19 protein-coding genes and 1 pseudogene are annotated in these 19,330 nt (G+C 66.5%); 9 read left to right on the top strand and 11 right to left on the bottom strand.

From position 1 onward, the window contains the following. Positions 1-198 precede the first annotated feature (198 nt). The 3 genes from AB0J29_RS25155 to AB0J29_RS25165 are packed head-to-tail and all read right to left on the bottom strand — an operon-like array spanning position 199 to position 2,251. On the bottom strand, positions 199-849 hold the full coding sequence (locus tag AB0J29_RS25155; protein ID WP_364790909.1) for an urease accessory protein UreD: 651 nt from the start codon (positions 847-849) through the stop codon (positions 199-201). Next, the gene (ureG, locus tag AB0J29_RS25160; protein ID WP_364790912.1) at positions 839-1,555 is read right to left on the bottom strand and encodes an urease accessory protein UreG; all 717 of its coding nucleotides are present in this window, start codon (positions 1,553-1,555) and stop codon (positions 839-841) included. The genes AB0J29_RS25155 and ureG overlap by 11 nt, the downstream gene beginning before the upstream one ends. 39 nt (positions 1,556-1,594) lie before the next feature. Further along, a complete protein-coding gene (locus tag AB0J29_RS25165; protein ID WP_364790915.1) occupies positions 1,595-2,251 on the bottom strand; it encodes an urease accessory UreF family protein in 657 nt (218 codons plus the stop codon). 124 nt (positions 2,252-2,375) lie between these two features. Here AB0J29_RS25165 and AB0J29_RS25170 point away from each other — a divergent pair, with 124 nt between their 5' ends. Further along, complete coding sequence (locus AB0J29_RS25170; protein ID WP_364790918.1) at positions 2,376-2,963, top strand: phosphatase PAP2 family protein; 588 nt, start codon at positions 2,376-2,378, stop codon at positions 2,961-2,963. Between the two features lie 66 nt (positions 2,964-3,029). Next, the gene (locus AB0J29_RS25175) at positions 3,030-4,127 is read left to right on the top strand and encodes a 4Fe-4S binding protein (protein ID WP_364790921.1); all 1,098 of its coding nucleotides are present in this window, start codon (positions 3,030-3,032) and stop codon (positions 4,125-4,127) included. A gap of 3 nt (positions 4,128-4,130) precedes the next feature. On the opposite strand, the gene AB0J29_RS25180 is transcribed toward AB0J29_RS25175, so the two are convergent. Genes AB0J29_RS25180 through AB0J29_RS25190 form a run of 3 tightly spaced genes read right to left on the bottom strand, consistent with a single transcriptional unit; the run spans position 4,131 to position 6,958 of the window. Next, positions 4,131-5,000 (bottom strand): SDR family NAD(P)-dependent oxidoreductase, encoded by an 870-nt coding sequence (locus AB0J29_RS25180; protein WP_364790924.1) that lies wholly within the window; start codon positions 4,998-5,000, stop codon positions 4,131-4,133. A 27-nt stretch (positions 5,001-5,027) separates the two neighbouring features. Next, positions 5,028-5,447, bottom strand: a complete 420-nt coding sequence (locus AB0J29_RS25185; protein ID WP_364790927.1) for a hypothetical protein — start codon at positions 5,445-5,447, stop codon at positions 5,028-5,030. 50 nt (positions 5,448-5,497) lie between these two features. Next, entirely contained in the window at positions 5,498-6,958 is a 1,461-nt protein-coding gene (locus AB0J29_RS25190; RefSeq protein ID WP_364790929.1) for an MFS transporter, read from the bottom strand. A 90-nt stretch (positions 6,959-7,048) separates the two neighbouring features. Between AB0J29_RS25190 and AB0J29_RS25195 the strand changes: the two genes are divergently transcribed. Together AB0J29_RS25195 and AB0J29_RS25200 are read left to right on the top strand one after the other, a co-directional pair. Beyond that, on the top strand, positions 7,049-7,726 hold the full coding sequence (locus tag AB0J29_RS25195) for a TetR family transcriptional regulator (protein ID WP_364790932.1): 678 nt from the start codon (positions 7,049-7,051) through the stop codon (positions 7,724-7,726). A gap of 57 nt (positions 7,727-7,783) precedes the next feature. Beyond that, positions 7,784-8,764 carry a zinc-binding dehydrogenase gene (locus AB0J29_RS25200; RefSeq protein WP_364790935.1) on the top strand — a complete coding sequence of 327 codons (981 nt, stop codon included), beginning with the start codon at positions 7,784-7,786 and terminating at the stop codon, positions 8,762-8,764. Positions 8,765-8,891: 127 nt separating this feature from the next. On the opposite strand, the gene AB0J29_RS25205 is transcribed toward AB0J29_RS25200, so the two are convergent. From AB0J29_RS25205 to AB0J29_RS25225, 5 genes are all read right to left on the bottom strand, one after another. Further along, the gene (locus tag AB0J29_RS25205; RefSeq protein ID WP_364790938.1) at positions 8,892-9,572 is read right to left on the bottom strand and encodes an O-methyltransferase; all 681 of its coding nucleotides are present in this window, start codon (positions 9,570-9,572) and stop codon (positions 8,892-8,894) included. Positions 9,573-9,897: 325 nt separating this feature from the next. Further along, positions 9,898-11,619 (bottom strand): urease subunit alpha, encoded by a 1,722-nt coding sequence (locus AB0J29_RS25210; protein ID WP_364790941.1) that lies wholly within the window; start codon positions 11,617-11,619, stop codon positions 9,898-9,900. Further along, entirely contained in the window at positions 11,616-11,933 is a 318-nt protein-coding gene (locus tag AB0J29_RS25215; protein WP_364790945.1) for an urease subunit beta, read from the bottom strand. The genes AB0J29_RS25210 and AB0J29_RS25215 overlap by 4 nt, the downstream gene beginning before the upstream one ends. 7 nt (positions 11,934-11,940) lie before the next feature. Next, positions 11,941-12,243, bottom strand: coding sequence for an urease subunit gamma (locus AB0J29_RS25220; RefSeq protein WP_364790948.1), 303 nt, complete (start codon positions 12,241-12,243; stop codon positions 11,941-11,943). 67 nt (positions 12,244-12,310) lie between these two features. Then, positions 12,311-12,724 (bottom strand): PaaI family thioesterase, encoded by a 414-nt coding sequence (locus AB0J29_RS25225; protein ID WP_364790978.1) that lies wholly within the window; start codon positions 12,722-12,724, stop codon positions 12,311-12,313. A gap of 621 nt (positions 12,725-13,345) precedes the next feature. Between AB0J29_RS25225 and AB0J29_RS25230 the strand changes: the two genes are divergently transcribed. The 5 genes and pseudogenes from AB0J29_RS25230 to AB0J29_RS25250 all read left to right on the top strand — a co-directional run bounded on the left by AB0J29_RS25230 (position 13,346) and on the right by AB0J29_RS25250 (position 19,013). Next, positions 13,346-13,738, top strand: coding sequence for a BlaI/MecI/CopY family transcriptional regulator (locus AB0J29_RS25230; protein WP_364790951.1), 393 nt, complete (start codon positions 13,346-13,348; stop codon positions 13,736-13,738). Positions 13,739-13,802: 64 nt separating this feature from the next. Next, positions 13,803-14,741, top strand: a complete 939-nt coding sequence (locus AB0J29_RS25235; RefSeq protein ID WP_364790954.1) for a M48 family metalloprotease — start codon at positions 13,803-13,805, stop codon at positions 14,739-14,741. A gap of 103 nt (positions 14,742-14,844) precedes the next feature. Next, positions 14,845-16,065, top strand: a pseudogene (locus tag AB0J29_RS25240) (DEAD/DEAH box helicase); the annotation flags it as partial. Between the two features lie 583 nt (positions 16,066-16,648). Next, positions 16,649-17,494, top strand: a complete 846-nt coding sequence (locus AB0J29_RS25245) for a DMT family transporter (RefSeq protein WP_364790957.1) — start codon at positions 16,649-16,651, stop codon at positions 17,492-17,494. Positions 17,495-17,576: 82 nt separating this feature from the next. Next, the gene (locus AB0J29_RS25250) at positions 17,577-19,013 is read left to right on the top strand and encodes a GuaB1 family IMP dehydrogenase-related protein (RefSeq protein WP_364790960.1); all 1,437 of its coding nucleotides are present in this window, start codon (positions 17,577-17,579) and stop codon (positions 19,011-19,013) included. Positions 19,014-19,330: the final 317 nt, after the last annotated feature.

Here is a 19,330-nt window from a genome sequence, read left to right on the forward strand (position 1 = left end):
ACCCTTTGAATCCGAGTGGCGAATGACACTTCTCCCGCGGCCGTCGGTGACTGGTCGGCCGCAGCACCGGAGTGGGAACCTGACGACGTTGTCGGGTTCCCACCTCTTTTCATTCCCCCGCCCGGCACATCGCTACACCGAGTCGGTCGAGGCAAACACCCATTGTGATAGACGACACATTCCGGAGCGAATCGGAGGCTATCGCGTATTGACGAGCAGTGGTCCCGTTCGAGTGGACAGGGTCCCGCCCAAAGCGAGCGGCAGGCAGGCCGCGACCAGACCGTTCGTTTCCGCGGGCCGGTCGTCCGGATAGACAAGTTCGCTGACCGATGCCCTGGGTGCGGCGAGACTGTCATCGATGGCACTACCCGCACCGAGTTCGAGTCGATGCCGCAGCAGCGGTAGGTCACCGATATCGGCGGTCAGGTCACCGCGCCAACTGCCGCCGTCCTCACCGGTGCGCCCGATCTGTACACGTTCACGCAACCGTAGCCGGGCGTCGTGGGTCAATCGCACCTCGGTGACGGCGTGGTGGTGCGCGCCGCCCGCCACGATCGTCGGCTCCGGATCGAAATCCAGTTCGCCCGCGACGTCGAAATGCCAGTGCGCCAACGACAATGGCGTCCGCATGCCCGGTAACGCGATGGTTGCCGCCACCGAGCGCACCATGAGGCGTGCACCCGCGCCGACCACGATCTCGATATCGAGTTCATCGCCGCCGAGCGGAGTGGCCGCGGTGCCGATCAGATGGACGGTGTCGAGGCCGGTGCGCCGGACCGCAAGCGCGCCGCTCGCGTGGATCTCGGGCAGCGTGCCGACGGCCGCGACAACGCGAACCTCAGTGCGCAACAGCGGATTCGGTAGCGGACCCGTCCTGTTCCGCACTGGCCCGCAGCTGTTCACGCACCCAGGCGAGCACCGCGGTGGCGGCCGGATCCTCGGTCAGCGAGATCAGCGCCGTGCGGCGGCCCTCGCGCACCTTCGCGGCATCACGTGCCATGACATCGAGATCGGCCCCGACCAGCGGGGCCAGATCGGTCTTGTTGATCACCAGCAGATCCGAGAACGTCACGCCGGGACCGCCCTTGCGCGGTACCTTGTCGCCGCCGGCCACGTCGATAACGAAAATCTGTACGTCGATGAGGCCGGAGGAGAAGGTGGCGGTGAGGTTGTCGCCGCCGGATTCGATCAGGATCAGATCCAGGGGCGGATTGACCGCGATCAGATCGTCGATGGCATCGAGATTCGCGGTGATGTCGTCGCGAATGGCGGTATGTGGGCAGCCCCCGGTCTGCACGGCGGAGATCCGCTCATCCGGCAGTACCGCGTGCTGGCGCAGGAAGTCGGCGTCCTCGGTGGTGTAGATGTCATTGGTCAGGACCGCGAGCGAAAGTTCGTCACGCAGCTGTCGGCACAGTGCAGCCACCAGGGCGGTCTTGCCCGAACCGACCGGTCCGCCGATACCGATGCGCAGCGCCTCGCCGGGCGTGCGCTCGCGCTTCGGCCGGTCGTGCGAGTGATCGTGCGGCTCGCCGTCGATCAGATGGGGTGGCATATCGTGCTCCTTCCGCTTCCATACTCTCGGATTGCACGCCTAGGACGCGAACAGGGGCATATCGCGTACCAGGTGTCGCTGGGCAAGTACGTCCTGCAATGGATCCGAGAGCGCGGCGAGTTCGGTCGCGGCCGCGGCAGCGGTCCGGTCGCAGAGTTCGCCGAGCCGGATCGTGCAGGCGGCGACCGCGGCGGGATCCAGCGCGAGTAACCGCTGTGCCGCGGACGCCGCGCCGGTCATGGTCGTGTAGACGACGACCGCGGCAACCTGGTCCGGAGTCGCACCGCAGACCTGCCCGATGAAACCGAAGGCCGTCGATAGATGGGGCCGCACTCCGACAACCGTCCAATCCTCCTCAGGCCATACCTGTTTCGCCAACCGCACCAAGCCGCGCCCCTGTGCCCGTGCTGCCGCTCGCGCGGCCGGAGCCGGTGTCCGAGCATCGGCCTCGGCCTCGGCCCGCGCCACGGTCGATCTCCCCGCGCACACCGACGCCGCCAAGGAGGCCGCCACCAGTCCGGACGTGCGGATCCGCCGCCGCAAATACAGCTCGACCGTCGCGACATCCCGCACCACCCCGGACGCCACCGCCTCCTCCACACCGCCGGAATGCACATGTCCGCCGATCGGCAGCCGCGAGTCCGCCAACGCGAACAACGTCGCCAACCCTGTGGTCCCCGGATCCGATCCGTGCACCCGTTGATCCTATGCGTGGCCGGGTCGGGCTCCGTTACCCCGACCGGGCCACACATGATCTTCGGACCGGGGTGAAGGTCGGGACGCCTGCCACCAGCACTGGAGGTCTGGAAACATCGGTGCGATGGGGTTCGATCAGTACATCATGCGCGGTATCTCGGCCGGGCGCATCGACGTGGTGACGCAAGTGATCCAGGGCATCGGCAATGCCGGAATGCGTATCGAGGTACTCGAGGTGGTCGCGCTGGCCGGGGTGCTGGCCGTGGTCGCGACGCGGAGCTGGCGGGTCGGCGGTATCGCGGCGGCAAGTCTGCTGCTCGGCGATCTGATCGCACATTGGTTGAAGCCGGTGATCAGACGACCACGACCTGGCGGAGACCTGACCATGTGGCCCGAAATCCATAGCTGGGCAATGCCTTCCACTCATGCCGCCGCAACCTCGGCATTGGCGATGGCCGTATTCCTGGCGGTCGACTGGCGATCGGCCCGGATCCGCCGTGCGGTGGGCACCGCGCTCGCCACGGCGGTGGTGTTCATCGGCGCGTGCATGGTGTATCTCGGTGCACATTGGCCGACCGATGTCTTGGCCGGTTGGCTGCTCGGCACGGCCATCGGCGCCGCCATCGCATGGACAGCGGGCAAGTTGCGCCCGAATCGCGATACCGCCGACGACTTCCCGTCGAATGTGCACGACACGCCCGGAGTGCGATGAGTTTCGGCGGTCTGCGCGGTCCCTCTTTCAGAGGCCGTGTCGGTCTCATGGTGATAAGGAGGGCCGATGTCGGAGAAGGAACCAACCGGACAGCGTCGATTGGCGCAGCATCCGACCGTCAAGCGGATGGCCGAGACTGCGCGCACCACACCGGATCCGGTACTGAATGCGGCGCGACTGCGCGAACTCTGCCTCGCGGCCGGAGCCGACGATGTGGGCTTCGTACCGGTCGACGATCCGAGGGTGGCGGTCGAACTCGAGCATGCGCGCGAAATCCTGCCCTCCGCACGGACATTCGTGGCTTTCTGCGTCCGGATGAACCGGGACAACCTGCGCAGCACCATGCGCAGCCTCGCCAATACCGAGTTCAACCACGCCGACGATGAGACCAACGAGGTATCACGCCGCATCACCAGAGCCCTGCAGGATGCCGGGTACCGCGCCGTCTACCCCGCACCTGGATATCCGATGGAGGTCGACAAGTTCCCAGGTCGGATCTGGGTGATCGCGCACAAGGTGGTGGCCGAGGCGGCCGGATTGGGCGTTATGGGTATCCACCGCAATGTCATACACCCGAAGTTCGGCAATTTCATCCTGCTCGGCACGGTGGTCACCGATGCGGTAATCGACGAACCGAGCGCCGCACTGGATTTCAATCCATGTCTGGAATGCAAGCTGTGCGTATCGGCCTGTCCGGTCGGCGCGATCACCGATAACGGCGGCTTCGATTTCCAGGCGTGCTACACCCACAACTACCGAGAGTTCATGGGCGGCTTCACCGATTGGGCCGAAACCGTCGCTGACAGCAATAGTGCGGCCGAGTACCGCGAGCGCGTCACCACCGGCGAGTCGTTCTCGATGTGGCAGAGCCTGTCGTTCAAACCCAACTACAAGGCCGGGTACTGCATGGCCGTCTGCCCGGCCGGCGAGGATGTGATCGGCGCCTACCTCGACGATCGCCGAACCCATCTCGACGATGTCGTCCGTCCGCTGCAGAACAAGGCCGAACCCGTCTACGTCCTGCCGGGATCGGCCGCACAGGAACATGTCACGCGCCGGTTCCCGAATAAGACGCCGAAGGCGGTGACCAACGGTTTCCCGGACGAGGTCAACGTCCTGCTCGATCAGATCGGCCCGCGGCCGCGCCGGAAACCGGATGCATGACGATCACCAACGGAATGTCCGTTCCATGAAACGCTGCGCCTGCCCACGCTTCAGATCGGTCCAGGCCCGAACACTCGGCGACCACCACGGCGCGATCTCGCGTGGCTTGGCGACCACCGCGTGACAGACCAGATCCGCGGCTTCGTCGACGGTCAACCCGGGAATGCGGCTGAAATCGGTCGGCGCGCTCATCCTGGTGTGCACGAGCGGCATATAGATGGAGGTCGTTGTCACCTTGTCGGCGGCGATTTCCGCTGCGGTACTGCGCAACCACACATCGAAGGCGGATTTGGAAGCACCGTATGCCGCCCACCGCGGGGCAGGCGGCATGAGCAGGCCCCAGGTCGAGATATTGACGATATGGCCCTGTCTGCGTTCGCGCATACTCGGCAGCACAGTGAGCAGCAACCGAACCGGTCCGAGATAGTTCACATCGATGGTGCGCGTGAAATCGTGGAAGCGGTCATAGGATTCGTCGATCGAGCGGCGAATCGACTTGCCCGCGTTATTGATCAGTACATCGATGTGGTCGTGCTCGGCCAGTAGGTCGCGCCCGAGTTTTTCGACGGCGTCCATATCGGTCATATCCGTCGGATACACGTGCGCGGTGCCGCCCTCGGCGGTGATCTCAGCCGCCACGTCCTCCAGGGCATCGACGGAGCGTGCCACCAGCAGCACGATCCCACCGGCCGCGGCCAGTTTGCGCGCGCTCGCCTTGCCGATACCGTGCGACGTGCCGGTCACCAGCACGGTCCGGCCTTCGACCGCCCGACGCAGGGATTTCTCGCGCGGCCGTGCGGTCGGGTACAGCAGCCGGGACGCCACTCGCTCGGCGAGCGGGCGCCCCTTGCTCGAAGCGGAAGTGTCGCTCACCCTCTTGACTGTATGCGCTGACCTGCCCTATTCGCGATCATTTGTCGAGGTACGCAGCAGCTTGGGCAGATCCTGTCGGGGCAGATAGGCCGCGATCCGCAACCCGTCTTCAGCACGGCGCACCAGGAAGTCGCTGCAGATGTCGAGGGACTGTTCGCCGAGCGACAGCGCCCACCGGGCCGAGGTCAGCCAGCAGTGCCCGCCGAGTTCGAAGGTGGTTTGCTCGACCAGCCGGGTGCGCGGCACCGACCGCGTATCGAACTGGCCGGCCCGCGCCTGCGCCGCGGCAACGAACTCCTCCCGGCTCACACAGCGACTCGATGTCGGCGTGGTCACCAGTATCACCGGTTCGAAAAGGCTTGGCAGCGCGGCGAAATCCGATGCTGCGACGATCTCGTCATATCGGCGGATGAAACCCTCGATCGAGGTGATGTCATGCGAAATCATGACATCTGATTATATCGCGAATCGCATCCGAATCCGGGGAGGCGCGCCGGTCAGCGCCGGGGTGCGAATGCGGCGACCGCCGCCATCACCACCAACAGCGCCGCACCGACCGAAGTCGCCATATGCATTCCGGAGACAAAGGATTCGCGCGCGGAATCGATCAGCGCAGAATTGTCGCCCGCATGCTGGATGGTCTCCCCGAGTGTGGCCGCATAGTCGCCACCCGACCGGAAGACCAGTGCCGCAACCGAACCCAGCAGTGCGAGACCGAGCGCATTGCCCAATTCGAAACTGGTCTCGGAGATTCCGACCGCGGATCCGGCCCGCTCTGGCGGCACCGAAGACACCGACACCTCCGACACCAGGGTGAACGCCAACCCATAACCGATACCGGCGATCGTGGACCCGGCCAGGTACCAAGCGATTCCGCCGTCCACGCCGACACCGATCAGCATGACATTGCCGATAGCCGACGCCAGCAGCGCCAGCACGAAGGTGGGACGCACCCCGAGGCGGTGCCCGACCCGTGCTCCACCCATCGAGCACACGAATACCGCGATCGCCATCGGAATCCCGAGCAACGCGGCCCCCAGCGGGTCACGTCCGGTCACCGATTGCAGGTAGACGCTGGTCAGATAGCTCATTGCCGCCAGAGTCATCATCCCGACCAGGCTGGAGCCGATGGCGACCGAGAACTGCGCCCGCCGAAACAGTCGCAGATCCAGCAGCGGTTCGGCGAGCTGTCGCTGCCGCCGCACGAAGATCACGAGCAGTACCACACCGATGAGACCGATCAAGAACGATGCGATATCGAACCCTTCGGCGGCGATTTGTTTGACCGCGTACACCACCGGCAGAATGCCGCCGATCGACAGCAGCACACTCGGAAGATCCAGTGGTCCGATCGCGCCGGCGCGATGTTCCGGCAATACGAACGGGCCGAAGGCGAGCAGGATCAACAGCACCGGAATATTGATGAGGAATACCGAGCCCCACCAGAAGTGATGCAGCAGCAAGCCGCCCAGGATCGGACCTACCGCGGATCCGCCTGCGAAGAATGCGGTCCACACACCGATCGCGGCGGCACGTTCGCGCGCGTTCGGGAACAGGCTCGAGATCAGCGCCAAACTCGACGGCAGCAGCGTCGCACCGCCCATCCCCATCAGCGCCCGCGCGATGATCAGCACGACGGTACTCGGCGCGAAAGCCGCCATGATCGAGGCGAGCCCGAATATCGACGCACCGGCGAGCAGAATATTGCGCCGCCCGATCCGGTCACCGACATTGCCCATGGTGATCAACAGGCCCGCGATGAGAAAGCCGTAGATATCGAGAATCCACAGCTGCTGCGCGGCTGACGGGTCGAGATCGAGGGTGAGCGTCGGCATGGCCAGGAACAACACCGAGATGTCCATCGACACCAGCAGCACGGGCAGCAAAAGCACCGCGAGACCGAGCCAGGCACGCCGCGAACTGGTCGAAGCGGTCTGCGCGACCTCCACCTGAGTCATGTCGATTCCCTCTCCCATGTCGCGTACACCGTACGCACAGCTCGGGTACAGTGTACGCATTCGGTCCCAAAACTGGAAGCGAGTCATGGGATGACAGAGCCGAAGCTCACCCGAGCGGCCATTGTCGATACCGCGATCACCCTTGCCGACGAGGCGGGGCTCGACGGATTGTCCATGCGACATATCGCCGAACAGATGGGTGTCGGCGCCATGTCGCTGTACCGGCACGTCGCGAACAAGGACGAACTGCTCGCGCTGATGACCGACGAGATCTCGGCGCGCAACCCGTATCCGTCGCCGGAGGGCAAGAACTGGACCTGGCGCGACCGAGTGCGCATTGCCGCCGAGGTCGACTGGGAGCTCTACCAAAAGCATCCGTGGGTATTGCTGACCTTCGCGATGCCCCGCTACAGCTTCGGCCCACAGGGTCTGGCCTGTTTCGCCTGGCTGGTCGAGGGGCTGCGCGAGCTGAATGTCTCGACCCGCGAGGCCTCGGCCATGGCCTTCGCGGTGTGGAACTACATTTCCGGGGCCACGCTGCCGCATATCATCGGCGCACTGGTCGAGCGCAAGGAGATGAATCCGGAGGGCTCGAACGGACTGCGGGCGCTGCTGGAAGGAGAGGCACAACTGCCCATTCCGCCCGCGCTAGCCGATCTGAACGGCAGTGGTGTCAGCGATCTGACCTCGGAGGATCTGCTGTATCTCGGACTGTCCGCGCTATGTGACGGATTCGAGGCACGGTACTCGAAGCCCGCTACCACTTGACCTGAACGGCACTTCAGGTTGCAGGGTTGACTGGTTCACCGACCCATAGGAGCCACCGTGCACGCCATCCGCCTGCATACCTTCGGACCAGCCGACAATCTGCGCTATGAAACGGTTCCCGACCCGGTGCCCGGGTCGGGTCAGGTGCGCATCCGAGTCGCGGCGGCGGGCGTACATTTCATCGATACGACATTGCGGCGCGGTGCGCCGGGCCCCTATCCACTGCCCACGCTGCCGACCATCCCGGGTCGCGAAGTCGCCGGGACGGTGGATCGGATCTGGACGGACGTCGATGCGTCGTGGCTCGGTAAGCGGGTCGTCGCGCATCTCGGTCCGGTCCCCGGTGGCTACGCCGAATTGGCCGTGACGGAAACCGCTCGGCTGCACGAGATTCCGGCGGGTCTCGATCCGGCGGAGGCTGTGGCGATCGTCGGTACCGGGCGAACGGCCACGGGGATTTTGTTGTTCACCGAACTCGGTCCCGACAGTGTGGTGGTCGTGACCGCCGCCGCGGGCGGCATCGGAACGCTGCTGGTTCAATATGCCAAGAATGTCGGCGCGACGGTGGTCGGGCTGGCCGGCGGGCCAGCGAAAGTCGAACTGACGCGACGCAACGGCGCGGATATCGCGATCGACTACCTACGCCCCGGCTGGCCCGAACAGGTGCGTGCCCAGCTCGGTGATCGTGGGGCCACGGTGCTGTTCGACGCTGTCGGTGGCGAAATAAGCCGCGCCGCAGTCGATCTGCTGGACAAAGGTGGTCAGCATCTGATCTACGGAGCGGCCGACGGTGCTCCGATGTCGCTGTCGGAGGCGGAGTCGGCCCCTCGTGGAATCACTTCCGAACTGGTCGTCGGACCGCGCATGCTCCAGCGCGTCGGCGGCGATCTGCGCCCGCTCGAGGACAAGGCCATGACCGAGGCCGCAGCCGGTCGACTGCGGCCCGCGGTCCAGCGTTTCCCGCTTGCCGAGGCAGCCGCCGCACACCGCGCGCTGGAAACCCGCGGCACTGTCGGCAAGGTAGTGCTCGAGACATAGGAGCGGTGGCCAGGATCGTTCTCCGCACGGAAGCTCTCGACCGTTGCGCGCACGGCGCGGTCGAGGTTGTCGGGGACGACCTGCATGTCTGCTGGAACGGCGCTGATGGCACCGGAGTCTGGGCGCGTCAGTCGAGGGCCTCACCGTTGACCACCGCGTAGGCGAACCCGTCCCAGCCCTTGCTGCCGACGGTTTGTAGGACAGTGGCGTCGAGGCTGGGTTCGGCGGCGAGCAACTCGACCAGATCGCGACTGGCCTGGACTGCCGGATCGTCCGAATGCTCGTCGGCCACAGCGCCATTGCGCACGACATTGTCGACGATGATCACCGAGCCAGGACGGGTCAGGCGCAGCGCCCAGAGCACATAGTTCGAATTGTTGACCTTGTCGGCATCGATGAACACCAGATCGAACGGTTCCGGATCCTCCTCTGCCAGCACGGGCAGGCTGTCCAGCGCCGCACCCACGCGGATCTCGACCCGCTCCCCGACTCCGGCCCGATCCAGATTCTCGCGCGCCACCCGTGCGTGCCGCGGCTCGAATTCCAGGGTGATGACCTGGCCGTCCTTCCCTACCGCCCGCGCCAGCCACATCGTGCTGTAGCCGCCGAGCGTGCCGATCTCGAGCACGCGCCGCGCCTGGATCGACCGCGCTATCAAATGCAGGAACTTCCCCTGCGCCGGCGATACGTCAATGGCGGGCAGTCCGGCCGCCGCATTGGCGGCCAATGCCGTCGCGGTCGAATCCTCGCCTCCCACCAGAGAGTCCACGATGTAGCTGTCCACGTCGGCCCACTCGAACGTCGTCATACCCGCAGTCTGCCATCAGATGCGGCAATACCGGCCGAACCGGGCGCCAGCAACTACCACCCACCCTCGAAGGCATGCGCGGCGTCGCCGACGTCATCACTCAAGCCATCCGGTCATCGGACTCTGCGCTGAATCCGCGCGAAACCGATTGGGCCGGCTGATTCGTCAGCCGCCTGACCCGGGTCACCGCTCACTTCATCCCCTTCGCATCGTGGCACCAAAGGTGGTGTCGTGTTCCGGGGTCACGAATGCTCCGACCCCAAACATCGGGACCGACCCTACGATGCCGAGCCGCCACGGCAACCAGACCTTCCCGCGCCGATAATCAGAACAGGAAATAGCGCTGGGCCATGGGCAACTCGGCGGCGGGCTGCTCGGTCCAGACCTCGCCATCGATGCGCACGGTGAAGGTATCCGGATCGACTTCGATCCGTGGCATGGCGTCGTTGTTCGGCATATCCGCCTTGGTAATGCGGCGAACGTTCGCGACGGGGGCCAGTTTTCGGCGCAGGCCCAAGCGGTCGGCGAGGCCGTCCTCGATGGCCTGTTCGGAGACGAAGTGCAACGAAGTCGCGGCGGCCGCAGGTGCTGCCGCGCCGAACATGGGGCGCGGCAGCACCGGCTGCGGGGTGGGGATGGAGGCATTGGCATCGCCCATGGCGGCCCAGGCGATCGCGCCGCCCTTGAGGACGGCGTGCGGGCGGACACCGAAGAACGCGGGATCCCACAGCACGACGTCGGCGAGCTTGCCGACCTCCACCGAGCCGATTTCGTGGTCGATTCCGTGTGCAACGGCCGGGCAGATGGTGTACTTCGCGATATAGCGCCGCACGCGGGCGTTATCGGCGGCGCCGTCACCCGCCAGCGCGCCACGGCGACGCTTCATGACGTGCGCGGTCTGCCAGGTGCGCATGACAACCTCGCCGATGCGGCCCATGGCCTGGGAGTCGCTGCCGATCATGGAGATCGCGCCGAGATCGTGCAGCAGATCCTCGGCGGCGATGGTGGAGGGCCGAATTCGACTCTCCGCGAAGGCAAGATCCTCCGGGATGGATGCGCGGAGGTGGTGGCACACCATGAGCATGTCGAGATGCTCGTCCAGGGTATTGACGGTATGCGGGCGCGTCGGGTTGGTGGAGCTGGGCAGCACATTGAGGTGTGCGGCGACGGTGATGATGTCAGGTGCGTGCCCGCCGCCCGCACCCTCGGTGTGATACGCGTGGATGCCGCGGCCCGCGATGGCGCCGAGCGTGTCCTCAACGAATCCGGCTTCGTTCAAGGTGTCCGAGTGCAGCGCCACCTGCACGCCCGCCGCATCGGCGACGGTGAGACAAGCATCGATGGCGGCCGGGGTGGAACCCCAGTCCTCGTGCAGCTTGAAACCCGCTGCGCCACCGCGCAACTGCTCCCACATGGATTCGGCGCTGACGGTATTGCCCTTGCCCAGCAGCACGATATTCATCGGCCAGGCGTCGGTGGCCTCCAACATTCGAGCCAGGTGCCAGGATCCGGGCGTCACGGTGGTCGCCTTGCTCCCCTCGGCCGGACCGGTGCCGCCGCCGATCACGGTGGTGATGCCGCCGCCGAGCGCCTCGTCCATCAGCTGCGGACAGATGAAGTGCACGTGACAGTCGACGGCACCCGCGGTGAGGATACGGCCGTTGCCCGCGATGATCTCGGTGTTCGGGCCGACCACCAGATCCGGGTGCACCCCGTTCATGGTGTCCGGATTGCCTGCCTTGCCCAGCGCGCAGATGCGGCCGTCGCGAATTCCCACGTCAGCCTTGATGATTCCCCAGTGATCGATGACGACCACGCCGGTGATCACGGTGTCGGGAGTGCCCTCGGCGCGGGTCGCGCGGGCCTGACCCATGGATTCGCGCAGCATCTTACCGCCGCCGAAGACGGCTTCATCACCCGCGAGTCCCGGTCCGCCGCTGCGGTCTTCGGTGATCTCGATCAGCAGATCGGTATCCGCCAGGCGAATTCGGTCGCCGGTGGTCGGACCGAACAGCTCGGCGTAGCGCGCGCGGCTCAGCGCAGTCATGACGCACTATCCAAACGTCCGGGGGGATTCAGGCTGATGCCGTGCACCTCGCGTGTGCCGCCGAGCGGAACCAGCGAAACCCGTTGGCCGAGACCCGGTTCGAAGCGCACCGCGGTACCTGCGGGAATATCGAGCCGACGTCCGTGCGCGGCCTCCCGATCGAAACGCAGCGCGGCATTGGCCTGCGGGAAATGCATATGGCTGCCGACCTGGACCGGCCGGTCACCGGTATTCACGACGTCGAGCTCGATGCGGTCCGCGCCCGCGTTCAACTCGATAGTGCCCTCGGCACAGAGGTATTCACCCGGAATCATGGTCGCCTCAGCCGATCGGATGGTGGACGGTGACCAGCTTGGTGCCATCCGGGAAAGTGGCCTCGACCTGCACGTCGTGGATCATCTCCGGCACCCCCTCCATCACATCGGCACGCGTGAGAACCGTTCGCCCCGAGGACATCAGCTCCGCGACCGTGCGTCCGTCGCGCGCACCCTCGAGCACATGATCGGTGATCAGCGCGACCGCCTCCGGATGGTTCAGCGCGAGCCCGCGCGCCTGCCTGCGCCGGGCGAGTTCGGCCGCGTAGCTCAGCAGCAGCCGTTCCTGCTCATGCGGCGACAGTCGCATCCGGACTCCTCAGCGCTCATGCATCAGGGTGACAGTAATTCTGGCACGCCCGTTCCGCGGGTGCCGATCAATCTCGGGCGGGAAGATTCTGCAGCCGCACCTGGCCGCGCGCCACCGTGCGACCCTCATCATCGGTCAGCACGACCTGCCACAGCTGCTGCAGCCGACCGCGGTGCAGCGGCGTCGCCTCGCCGAAGACCTTGCCCTCGCGCACCGAGCGCAGGAAGTCGGTGTTGTTGTTCACCCCGACCACGGTCCCGTTATTGCCCTGGGCGGTGTACCAGACCGCGCCGCCGACGCTGGCCAGCGTTTCGACGATAGTGCAGTACACACCGCCGTTGACAATGCCGGCCAGCTGCCACAACTGCGGTCCCGCGGTCAGCTGGCCGCGCACCCGGTCCGGCGTGACCTCGGTGAATTCGAGACCGATGACATCGGTGAAGGTGTTCTTGCTGAGCTCGGTCATCAGCTCGGGCGTCATGTCGGCCAGCGACTGGATCTGGGCAACTTCCTGCTGTGTCATCCATTCACCATGACACAGGGCGTCCCGGACCTCGCACGACGGCTACTTCCCGCGTTTGCTTGCCGACACAGAGCGGCGGGCTCCACACCCACATGGAGCCCGCCGCGGCAATGGATCGGGGGTTCACGGCAGCCCTCCGGAACACTCTGCCGATCCCAACGCCGAAATCAGTGTAGGTCAGGCTTACCTAAGTGAGCAAGTAGCGAACGGGACAGCCCGATCTGGCGTGGACGGATTCGATGGCCTGTTCGCGTCGGAAAGACGTGCCGCCGTCGACACCGGCGGACCACGGTCTGCCGGTGCGTCGCGCGGTTTGCACGATCTCAACCTGACCATTCGCCACAACAACGGACGCATCGTCGCCCAGCGCGCGCCCGCCGACATCATCGATGTCGCGCTGCCGCGCGAGGTCTTCGATCTCGACGACTCGGCACTCGAGGATCCGGTCACCAACCGTCCGATGATCCCAGTGGGACCCGACACGTATTGCCAGGGTATGACAAATGCCATACCAGCTATCCGGCAGTTACGACGTGGTGTAGTACGCAATTGCGTCGTTGAGTCAATTAAACTTGTGGAATGGCAGGACTTGGTGAACTCGAGAAGGCGGTCATGGACCAACTGTGGTCCAGTGACCAGCCGCAGACCGTACGGCAGGTACACGAGGCTTTGGCCGCCCGCCGCGAGCTCGCGTACACCACGGTGATGACGGTGTTGCAACGGCTGGCGAAGAAGAACCTGGTGGTTCAGCGCCGCGATGACCGCGCCCACCGCTACGCGCCGGTGCACACCCGCGACGAACTGGTGGCCAGCTTGATGGTCGACGCGTTGCAGCAGGCCGATGCGGCGGGCAGCCGGGCGGCGGCGCTCGTGCACTTCGTCGAACAGGTCGGCAGGGATGATACAGATGCGTTGCGGGAAGCACTCGCTAAGCTCGAGGCATCCGAAGATACTGCGCCACCGAAGCAGTAGTCTTGGGATCCTGGCCTCACAATGAGGTGAGTGCCCTGGCCCCACAACGCAGTGAGCTGAGTCGATGAACGCAACCGCGCCGGTCTTCGCCGGTCTCGCCTTGCTTCTCGCGGGGCCTGCCCCAGCATTGCTCAGCCGCGCGACTTGGCCATATCGGACGCCCCGCGCCGCGCTCGTGTTATGGCAGGCCATCGCGCTCGCCGCCGTGCTCAGCGCATTCAGCTCGGGGCTGGCCATCGCCACGCAACTGCTCGTTCCCGGACCGGACGGTCGCCCGACCACCTCCCCGGCCCGGGAAATCGACGCGCTCGGACTGCCGCTGTGGCTGGCCTACGTCTTCGTCTTCGCACTGACCCTGCTGGTCGGCGCGCGGCTGGTGTACGCGATCGTGCGCGTCGGCGTGCACACCCGCAGGCGCCGGGCGCGCCACCGCATGCTCGTCGACCTGCTCGACCAGAGCGGACCGCAGCGCCGCGCGGCCGATATCCGGGTGCTGGCCTCGACCGAACCGATCGCCTATTGCCTGCCCGGCCTGCGCCAACGGGTCGTGCTGAGCGAAGGCACGCTGACCAGCCTGCAGGACGCCGAGGTCACCGCCATCGTCAGCCATGAGCGCTCACATCTGCGCGCCCGGCACGACCTCGTGCTCGAGGCGTTCACCGCGGTGCACGAGGCCTTCCCCCGGGTGGTGCGCAGCAAGGCCGCGCTCGGCTCGGTGAAACTGCTGATCGAACTGCTCGCCGACGACTCGGCGGTGAAGGTGACCGGTCCCAAGCCGCTGGCCCGCGCGCTGGTCGCGTGCGCAAAATCCACCGCTCCGCAGGGCGCGCTGGCCGCCGGCGGACCGACCACCTTGATCCGCATCCAGCGCCTGGGTGGACGGATCGGCGATCTTCGGGTCGCCGCGGCGGCGTATCTGGGGTCGGCGGCCATCCTGGTGGTCCCGACCATGGCCGTCGCGGTACCCTGGCTGGTCGAACTGGATCGACTGCTGCGTCACTGATTCCTCCGGTTCTCCCCGACACACCCGGTCTTACCGCATCCCGATGACCGGGCCCAACCATCTCGGCGGCACCACGCGTGCCCGGATCCGCCCGCGCCGAGACATGAAAGGCACAACCCCGTTGACCTCCATCACCCCGGCCACCACCTTCGCGGCTCTGGGCCTACCCACCGTGCTCGTCCAGGCGCTGCGCCGCGACGGCATCGAGGCACCGTTCCCGATCCAGGCCGCGACCGCGACCGATGCGCTGGCGGGTAAGGATGTGCTCGGGCGCGGTCCCACCGGCTCCGGTAAGACCCTGGCCTTCGGGCTGCCGATGCTCGCGCTGCTCGCGGGCGCCCAGGCCAAGCCGAGCCGTCCGCGCGGTCTGGTGCTGGTGCCGACTCGCGAACTGGCCGCCCAAATCGAAAAGGCGCTGGACAATGCGGCACTATCGCTCGGACTGCGGATCGCCTCGGTGGTCGGCGGCGCACCGATCAAGCGACAGGCCGACCGGCTCGCGCGCGGTGTCGACCTGCTCATCGCCACGCCCGGGCGGCTCGAAGACCTGATCAACCAGCGCTCCGCCGACCTGTCGGATGTGCGGATCACCGCACTGGACGAGGCCGACCATATGGCCGATATGGGCTTCTTGCCGCAGGTCACCAAGCTGCTCGACCGAACCCCGAAGGATGGTCAGCGCCTGCTGTTTTCGGCCACCCTCGATGGTGAGGTCGACAAGCTGGTCAAGCGCTACCTGCGCAGCCCCGTCACCCATTCCACCGCGCCGCCGTCGGCCTCGGTCGCGACGATGTCGCATCATCTGCTGTACCTGCGCAAGGCGCATAAGCGCGAAATCACCGCGCAGATCGCCGCCCGCGACGGGCTGACCATCATGTTCGTGCGCACCAAGCACGGTGCGGACCGGCTCGCGAAACAATTGCGTGCGGTCGGCATCGCCGCGGGCGCGCTGCACGGCGGGAAGGCACAGAACAACCGTGTGCGGACGCTGGCCGCATTCGCCGACGGTACGACACCGGTGCTGGTGACCACCGATGTGGCCGCACGCGGCATCCACGTGGACGGGATTTCCCTTGTCGTGCACGTGGATCCGCCCGCGGAACCCAAGGCGTACTTGCACCGCGCCGGCCGCACCGCCCGCGCCGGTGAGGACGGTGTCGTTGTCACGCTGGTCACCGAGGAGGAGCGCGCCGACGTCGAGAAGATGACCCGCAAGGCGGGCGTCGACGTCGACGGCGTGCAGGTCCGTCCGGGCGATCGGCAGCTGATCCAGATCACCGGAGCGAAACAGCCCTCGGGTGTACCGATCGTCGCGGCGAACTCCGCGGTCACGGTGGGTGACGAGGGTGAGTTGCAGGTCGGTAGACCGAGCCGCCGGACAGGTGGTGCGGGTTCCAGCGGTCGTGGTCGCGGCACACGCTCGGACGGTGCGGGCTCAGCTGGTGCCGGGCGGCGCAGCGCTGGTGCGAATGGTCGCGCCGGCGGTGCGAAGAAGGCCATGGGCGGTTCGCCCAACTCCACGGCGACGTCGAGTCGGCGCGGGGTCGGAACTTCGGGTCGTGAGTCGACGGCCACACCCACTACAGGTCGAACTGCAAGCGTGGCAACGGCAGCCCCTGGCCGCGGCGCGAGCTCGGCGAAGACGGCTGCGGGGCGGACCGCGAACGCGGCAACGGCTGCGCAGGGTCGTGCTGCCGGATCAATGAAGGCGACCGCGACACGTTCCGCCGGATCGGGCGCTGCCGCGCGCGGCACGGCGGCCAGCCATGGCGCAGGGACTGCTTCCGGTCGCGGCGCCTCCGGCCGCGGCGCTGCGACCAGGGGAGACACGCCCGGGCGTACCCGTCGACACGCCGGGCGGGCACAGGGGGCGCCGGGCGGCCGCAACCGCGGAGCAAACTGACCAGGTGGCGAATCATCAGGTCGGCGCGATCGTCTGCGCACTGATCGCGGCATTGCTCTTCGCGGTGGCCGCGGTCGCGCAGCAGCATGTGGCGGCCGCGGTTCCCGAGGGCGAGTCGCTCATGCGTTCGCTGCTGCGTAGTCCACGGTGGTGGGCCGGAATCGTCGGGGACACCGGCGGTTACGCGATGCAAGTCGCCGCACTGGCCCTGGGTTCGGTCTTGCTCGTGCAACCAATTCTGGTCAGCATGCTGGTCTTCGCGCTCCCGCTCTCCGCCCGCCTCAACCACCGCCGCATCACCCCGCGCACCTGGGCGACCGCCATCGCCCTCGTCGCGGCCCTCGCCTGCTTCTTGATCGTCGGAGATCCGACCGAAGGCAATACCAATGCGCCCCTGCGTGATTGGATCCCGCCGCTGGCGGTCCTGCTCGGTTTGCTCGCAGTGGCCATCATCATCGCGCTCGGGACCTCCGACCCGACCCGCCGCGCACTCCTGTTCGGCACTGCGGGCGGTGCCCTGTTCGGGCTGGCCGCCGCACTCACCAACTATGTGACCGACCTCTTCAAGGGCGGCCTCACCCATGTGCTGGGCAGCTGGCAAACCTGGACCCTGGTTGCCTCCGGCGTCATCGGCCTCTATCTCCAGCAACGCGCCTATCAATCCGGCCCCCTCGTCGCATCGTTGCCCGCCGTCACCATCACCGAACCCTTGGTCGCCGCCTTCATCGGCATCACCGTCCTCGACGAACGCCTCCGGACCGACCGCCTCGGACTCGTCGTCGTCATCGTCGCCGTAATCGTCATGTGCGCGACCACAATCCAACTCTCCCGCGTCCAAGCCGAGGCATGACACGCCCCGCATCTTGGATGGGGTGGGGACCGAATGCTCGGTGATTGCACGGAAGTACGGCGCACCGGTTAGAATTGCTCGAGTGCAGTTTCTCCCTGGTCATCAGCCGCCGTACGACCTGACCTACGACGACCTCTTCCTCGTCCCGAATCGGACGGATGTCGCGTCACGGTTCGATGTGGATCTATCAACCGTAGACGGGTCCGGCACCACCATCCCCATTGTCGTCGCAAATATGACCGCGGTCGCCGGACGCCGGATGGCCGAGACGGTCGCACGTCGTGGCGGCATCGTCGTACTGCCGCAGGATCTCCCGATCGCCGCGGCATCGGAAACCATCGCCTTCGTCAAGAGCCGCTCGCTCACCGCCGATACGCCGGTCACGCTGGACCCGGAACGTTCGGTCTCCGAGGCCGTCGCGCTGATGCATAAGCGCGCCCACGGCGCCGTGGTGGTCGTCGACGGCGGTAAGCCGGTCGGCGTGGTCACCGAGGCGTCCTGCACCGATGTCGACCGATTCGCCCGGCTGCGCGATGTTGCGGTCACCGATTTCGTACAGGCACCGGCCAGCACCTCGCCGCGCGATCTGTTCAACCTGCTCGAGGCCGAGCATGCGCACCTCGCCGTGCTCGTCGCCGAAGACGGCGGCCTCGCCGGCGTGATGACCCGCACCGGAGCCATCCGCGCCGGGATTTACCAGCCGAATGTCGATGCCGACAACCAGTTGCGCGTCGCTACCGCGGTCGGCATCAACGGCGATGTGGCGGCCAAGGCCAAGGCACTCGTCGACGCCGGCGCGGACCTGCTTGTCATCGATACCGCACACGGCCACCAGGCCAAAATGCTCGAAACCCTCAGCGCCATTCGCGATCTCGGCCTTGGTGTGCCGCTGGTCGCGGGCAATGTCGTCTCCGCGCAGGGCACCCGTGATCTGACCGCGGCGGGCGCTGACATCATCAAGGTCGGTGTCGGCCCCGGCGCCATGTGCACCACCCGCATGATGACCGGCGTCGGCCGCCCGCAGTTCTCCGCAGTGGCCGAATGCGCCTCCGCCGCAAGAGAACTCGGCGTGCACATCTGGGCCGACGGCGGTGTCCGGCACCCCCGCGACGTCGCGCTCGCACTGGCCGCGGGTGCGTCCAATGTGATGATCGGCTCCTGGTTCGCCGGCACCTACGAATCGCCCGGTGACCTGCGCGTGGACCGCGACGGCAATGCCTACAAGGAGAGCTTCGGCATGGCCTCCAAGCGCGCCGTCGCCGCCCGCACCGCCACCGACAGCGGTTTCGACCGCGCCCGCAAGGCACTGTTCGAGGAAGGCATCTCCAGCTCGCGCATGCGCCTGGATCCGGAACGCCCCGGCGTCGAGGACCTCATCGACCACATCTGCTCCGGCGTCCGCAGCGCCTGCACCTACGCGGGTGCCCGCACCCTCCCCGAGTTCCACGACAAGGCGGTCCTCGGGGTCCAGTCGGCGGCAGGTTTCGCGGAAGGACGTCCCCTTCCTTCAGGCTGGTAACCCTGCATCCCAGCGGATAGCCGGGTCTTCCCACCCCAGCGGATCACCACGGAGCGAGTCCTACAGGCGACCCCTTCGCGGCCGTTCGAAGGTGCGCTATCGACTCATCCGAGTCGATAGCGCAGGCGCCGCGCCACTGCGCAGGCATACATCCAATGCCGAACAATCCACCCAAGGTCACAACGACGGAGCGAGTCTTACGAGCGACCGTTCGCGGCCCGTCTCGCGTCCGAGCCGTCGAAGCGCATGCGACGAAGTCGCGAGTCTCGACGACTCGGACGCGAGGAAAGCGTCCGGGGAAGTCGACATAATCGGTG

Source organism: Nocardia sp. NPDC049707, assembly GCF_040674855.1.
Classification (GTDB): domain Bacteria; phylum Actinomycetota; class Actinomycetes; order Mycobacteriales; family Mycobacteriaceae; genus Nocardia.

What these genes read in the sequence shown, in the direction of transcription:
- ureG (WP_364790912.1), bottom strand. Translation starts at nt 1,555, where the DNA reads ATGCCACCCCATCTGATCGACGGCGAGCCGCACGATCACTCGCACGAC.
- AB0J29_RS25170 (WP_364790918.1), top strand. Translation starts at nt 2,376, where the DNA reads ATGGGGTTCGATCAGTACATCATGCGCGGTATCTCGGCCGGGCGCATC.
- AB0J29_RS25175 (WP_364790921.1), top strand. Translation starts at nt 3,030, where the DNA reads ATGTCGGAGAAGGAACCAACCGGACAGCGTCGATTGGCGCAGCATCCG.
- AB0J29_RS25185 (WP_364790927.1), bottom strand. Translation starts at nt 5,447, where the DNA reads ATGATTTCGCATGACATCACCTCGATCGAGGGTTTCATCCGCCGATAT.
- AB0J29_RS25190 (WP_364790929.1), bottom strand. Translation starts at nt 6,958, where the DNA reads ATGACTCAGGTGGAGGTCGCGCAGACCGCTTCGACCAGTTCGCGGCGT.
- AB0J29_RS25195 (WP_364790932.1), top strand. Translation starts at nt 7,049, where the DNA reads ATGACAGAGCCGAAGCTCACCCGAGCGGCCATTGTCGATACCGCGATC.
- AB0J29_RS25205 (WP_364790938.1), bottom strand. Translation starts at nt 9,572, where the DNA reads ATGACGACGTTCGAGTGGGCCGACGTGGACAGCTACATCGTGGACTCT.
- AB0J29_RS25210 (WP_364790941.1), bottom strand. Translation starts at nt 11,619, where the DNA reads ATGACTGCGCTGAGCCGCGCGCGCTACGCCGAGCTGTTCGGTCCGACC.
- AB0J29_RS25215 (WP_364790945.1), bottom strand. Translation starts at nt 11,933, where the DNA reads ATGATTCCGGGTGAATACCTCTGTGCCGAGGGCACTATCGAGTTGAAC.
- AB0J29_RS25220 (WP_364790948.1), bottom strand. Translation starts at nt 12,243, where the DNA reads ATGCGACTGTCGCCGCATGAGCAGGAACGGCTGCTGCTGAGCTACGCG.
- AB0J29_RS25225 (WP_364790978.1), bottom strand. Translation starts at nt 12,724, where the DNA reads ATGACGCCCGAGCTGATGACCGAGCTCAGCAAGAACACCTTCACCGAT.
- AB0J29_RS25230 (WP_364790951.1), top strand. Translation starts at nt 13,346, where the DNA reads ATGGCAGGACTTGGTGAACTCGAGAAGGCGGTCATGGACCAACTGTGG.
- AB0J29_RS25235 (WP_364790954.1), top strand. Translation starts at nt 13,803, where the DNA reads ATGAACGCAACCGCGCCGGTCTTCGCCGGTCTCGCCTTGCTTCTCGCG.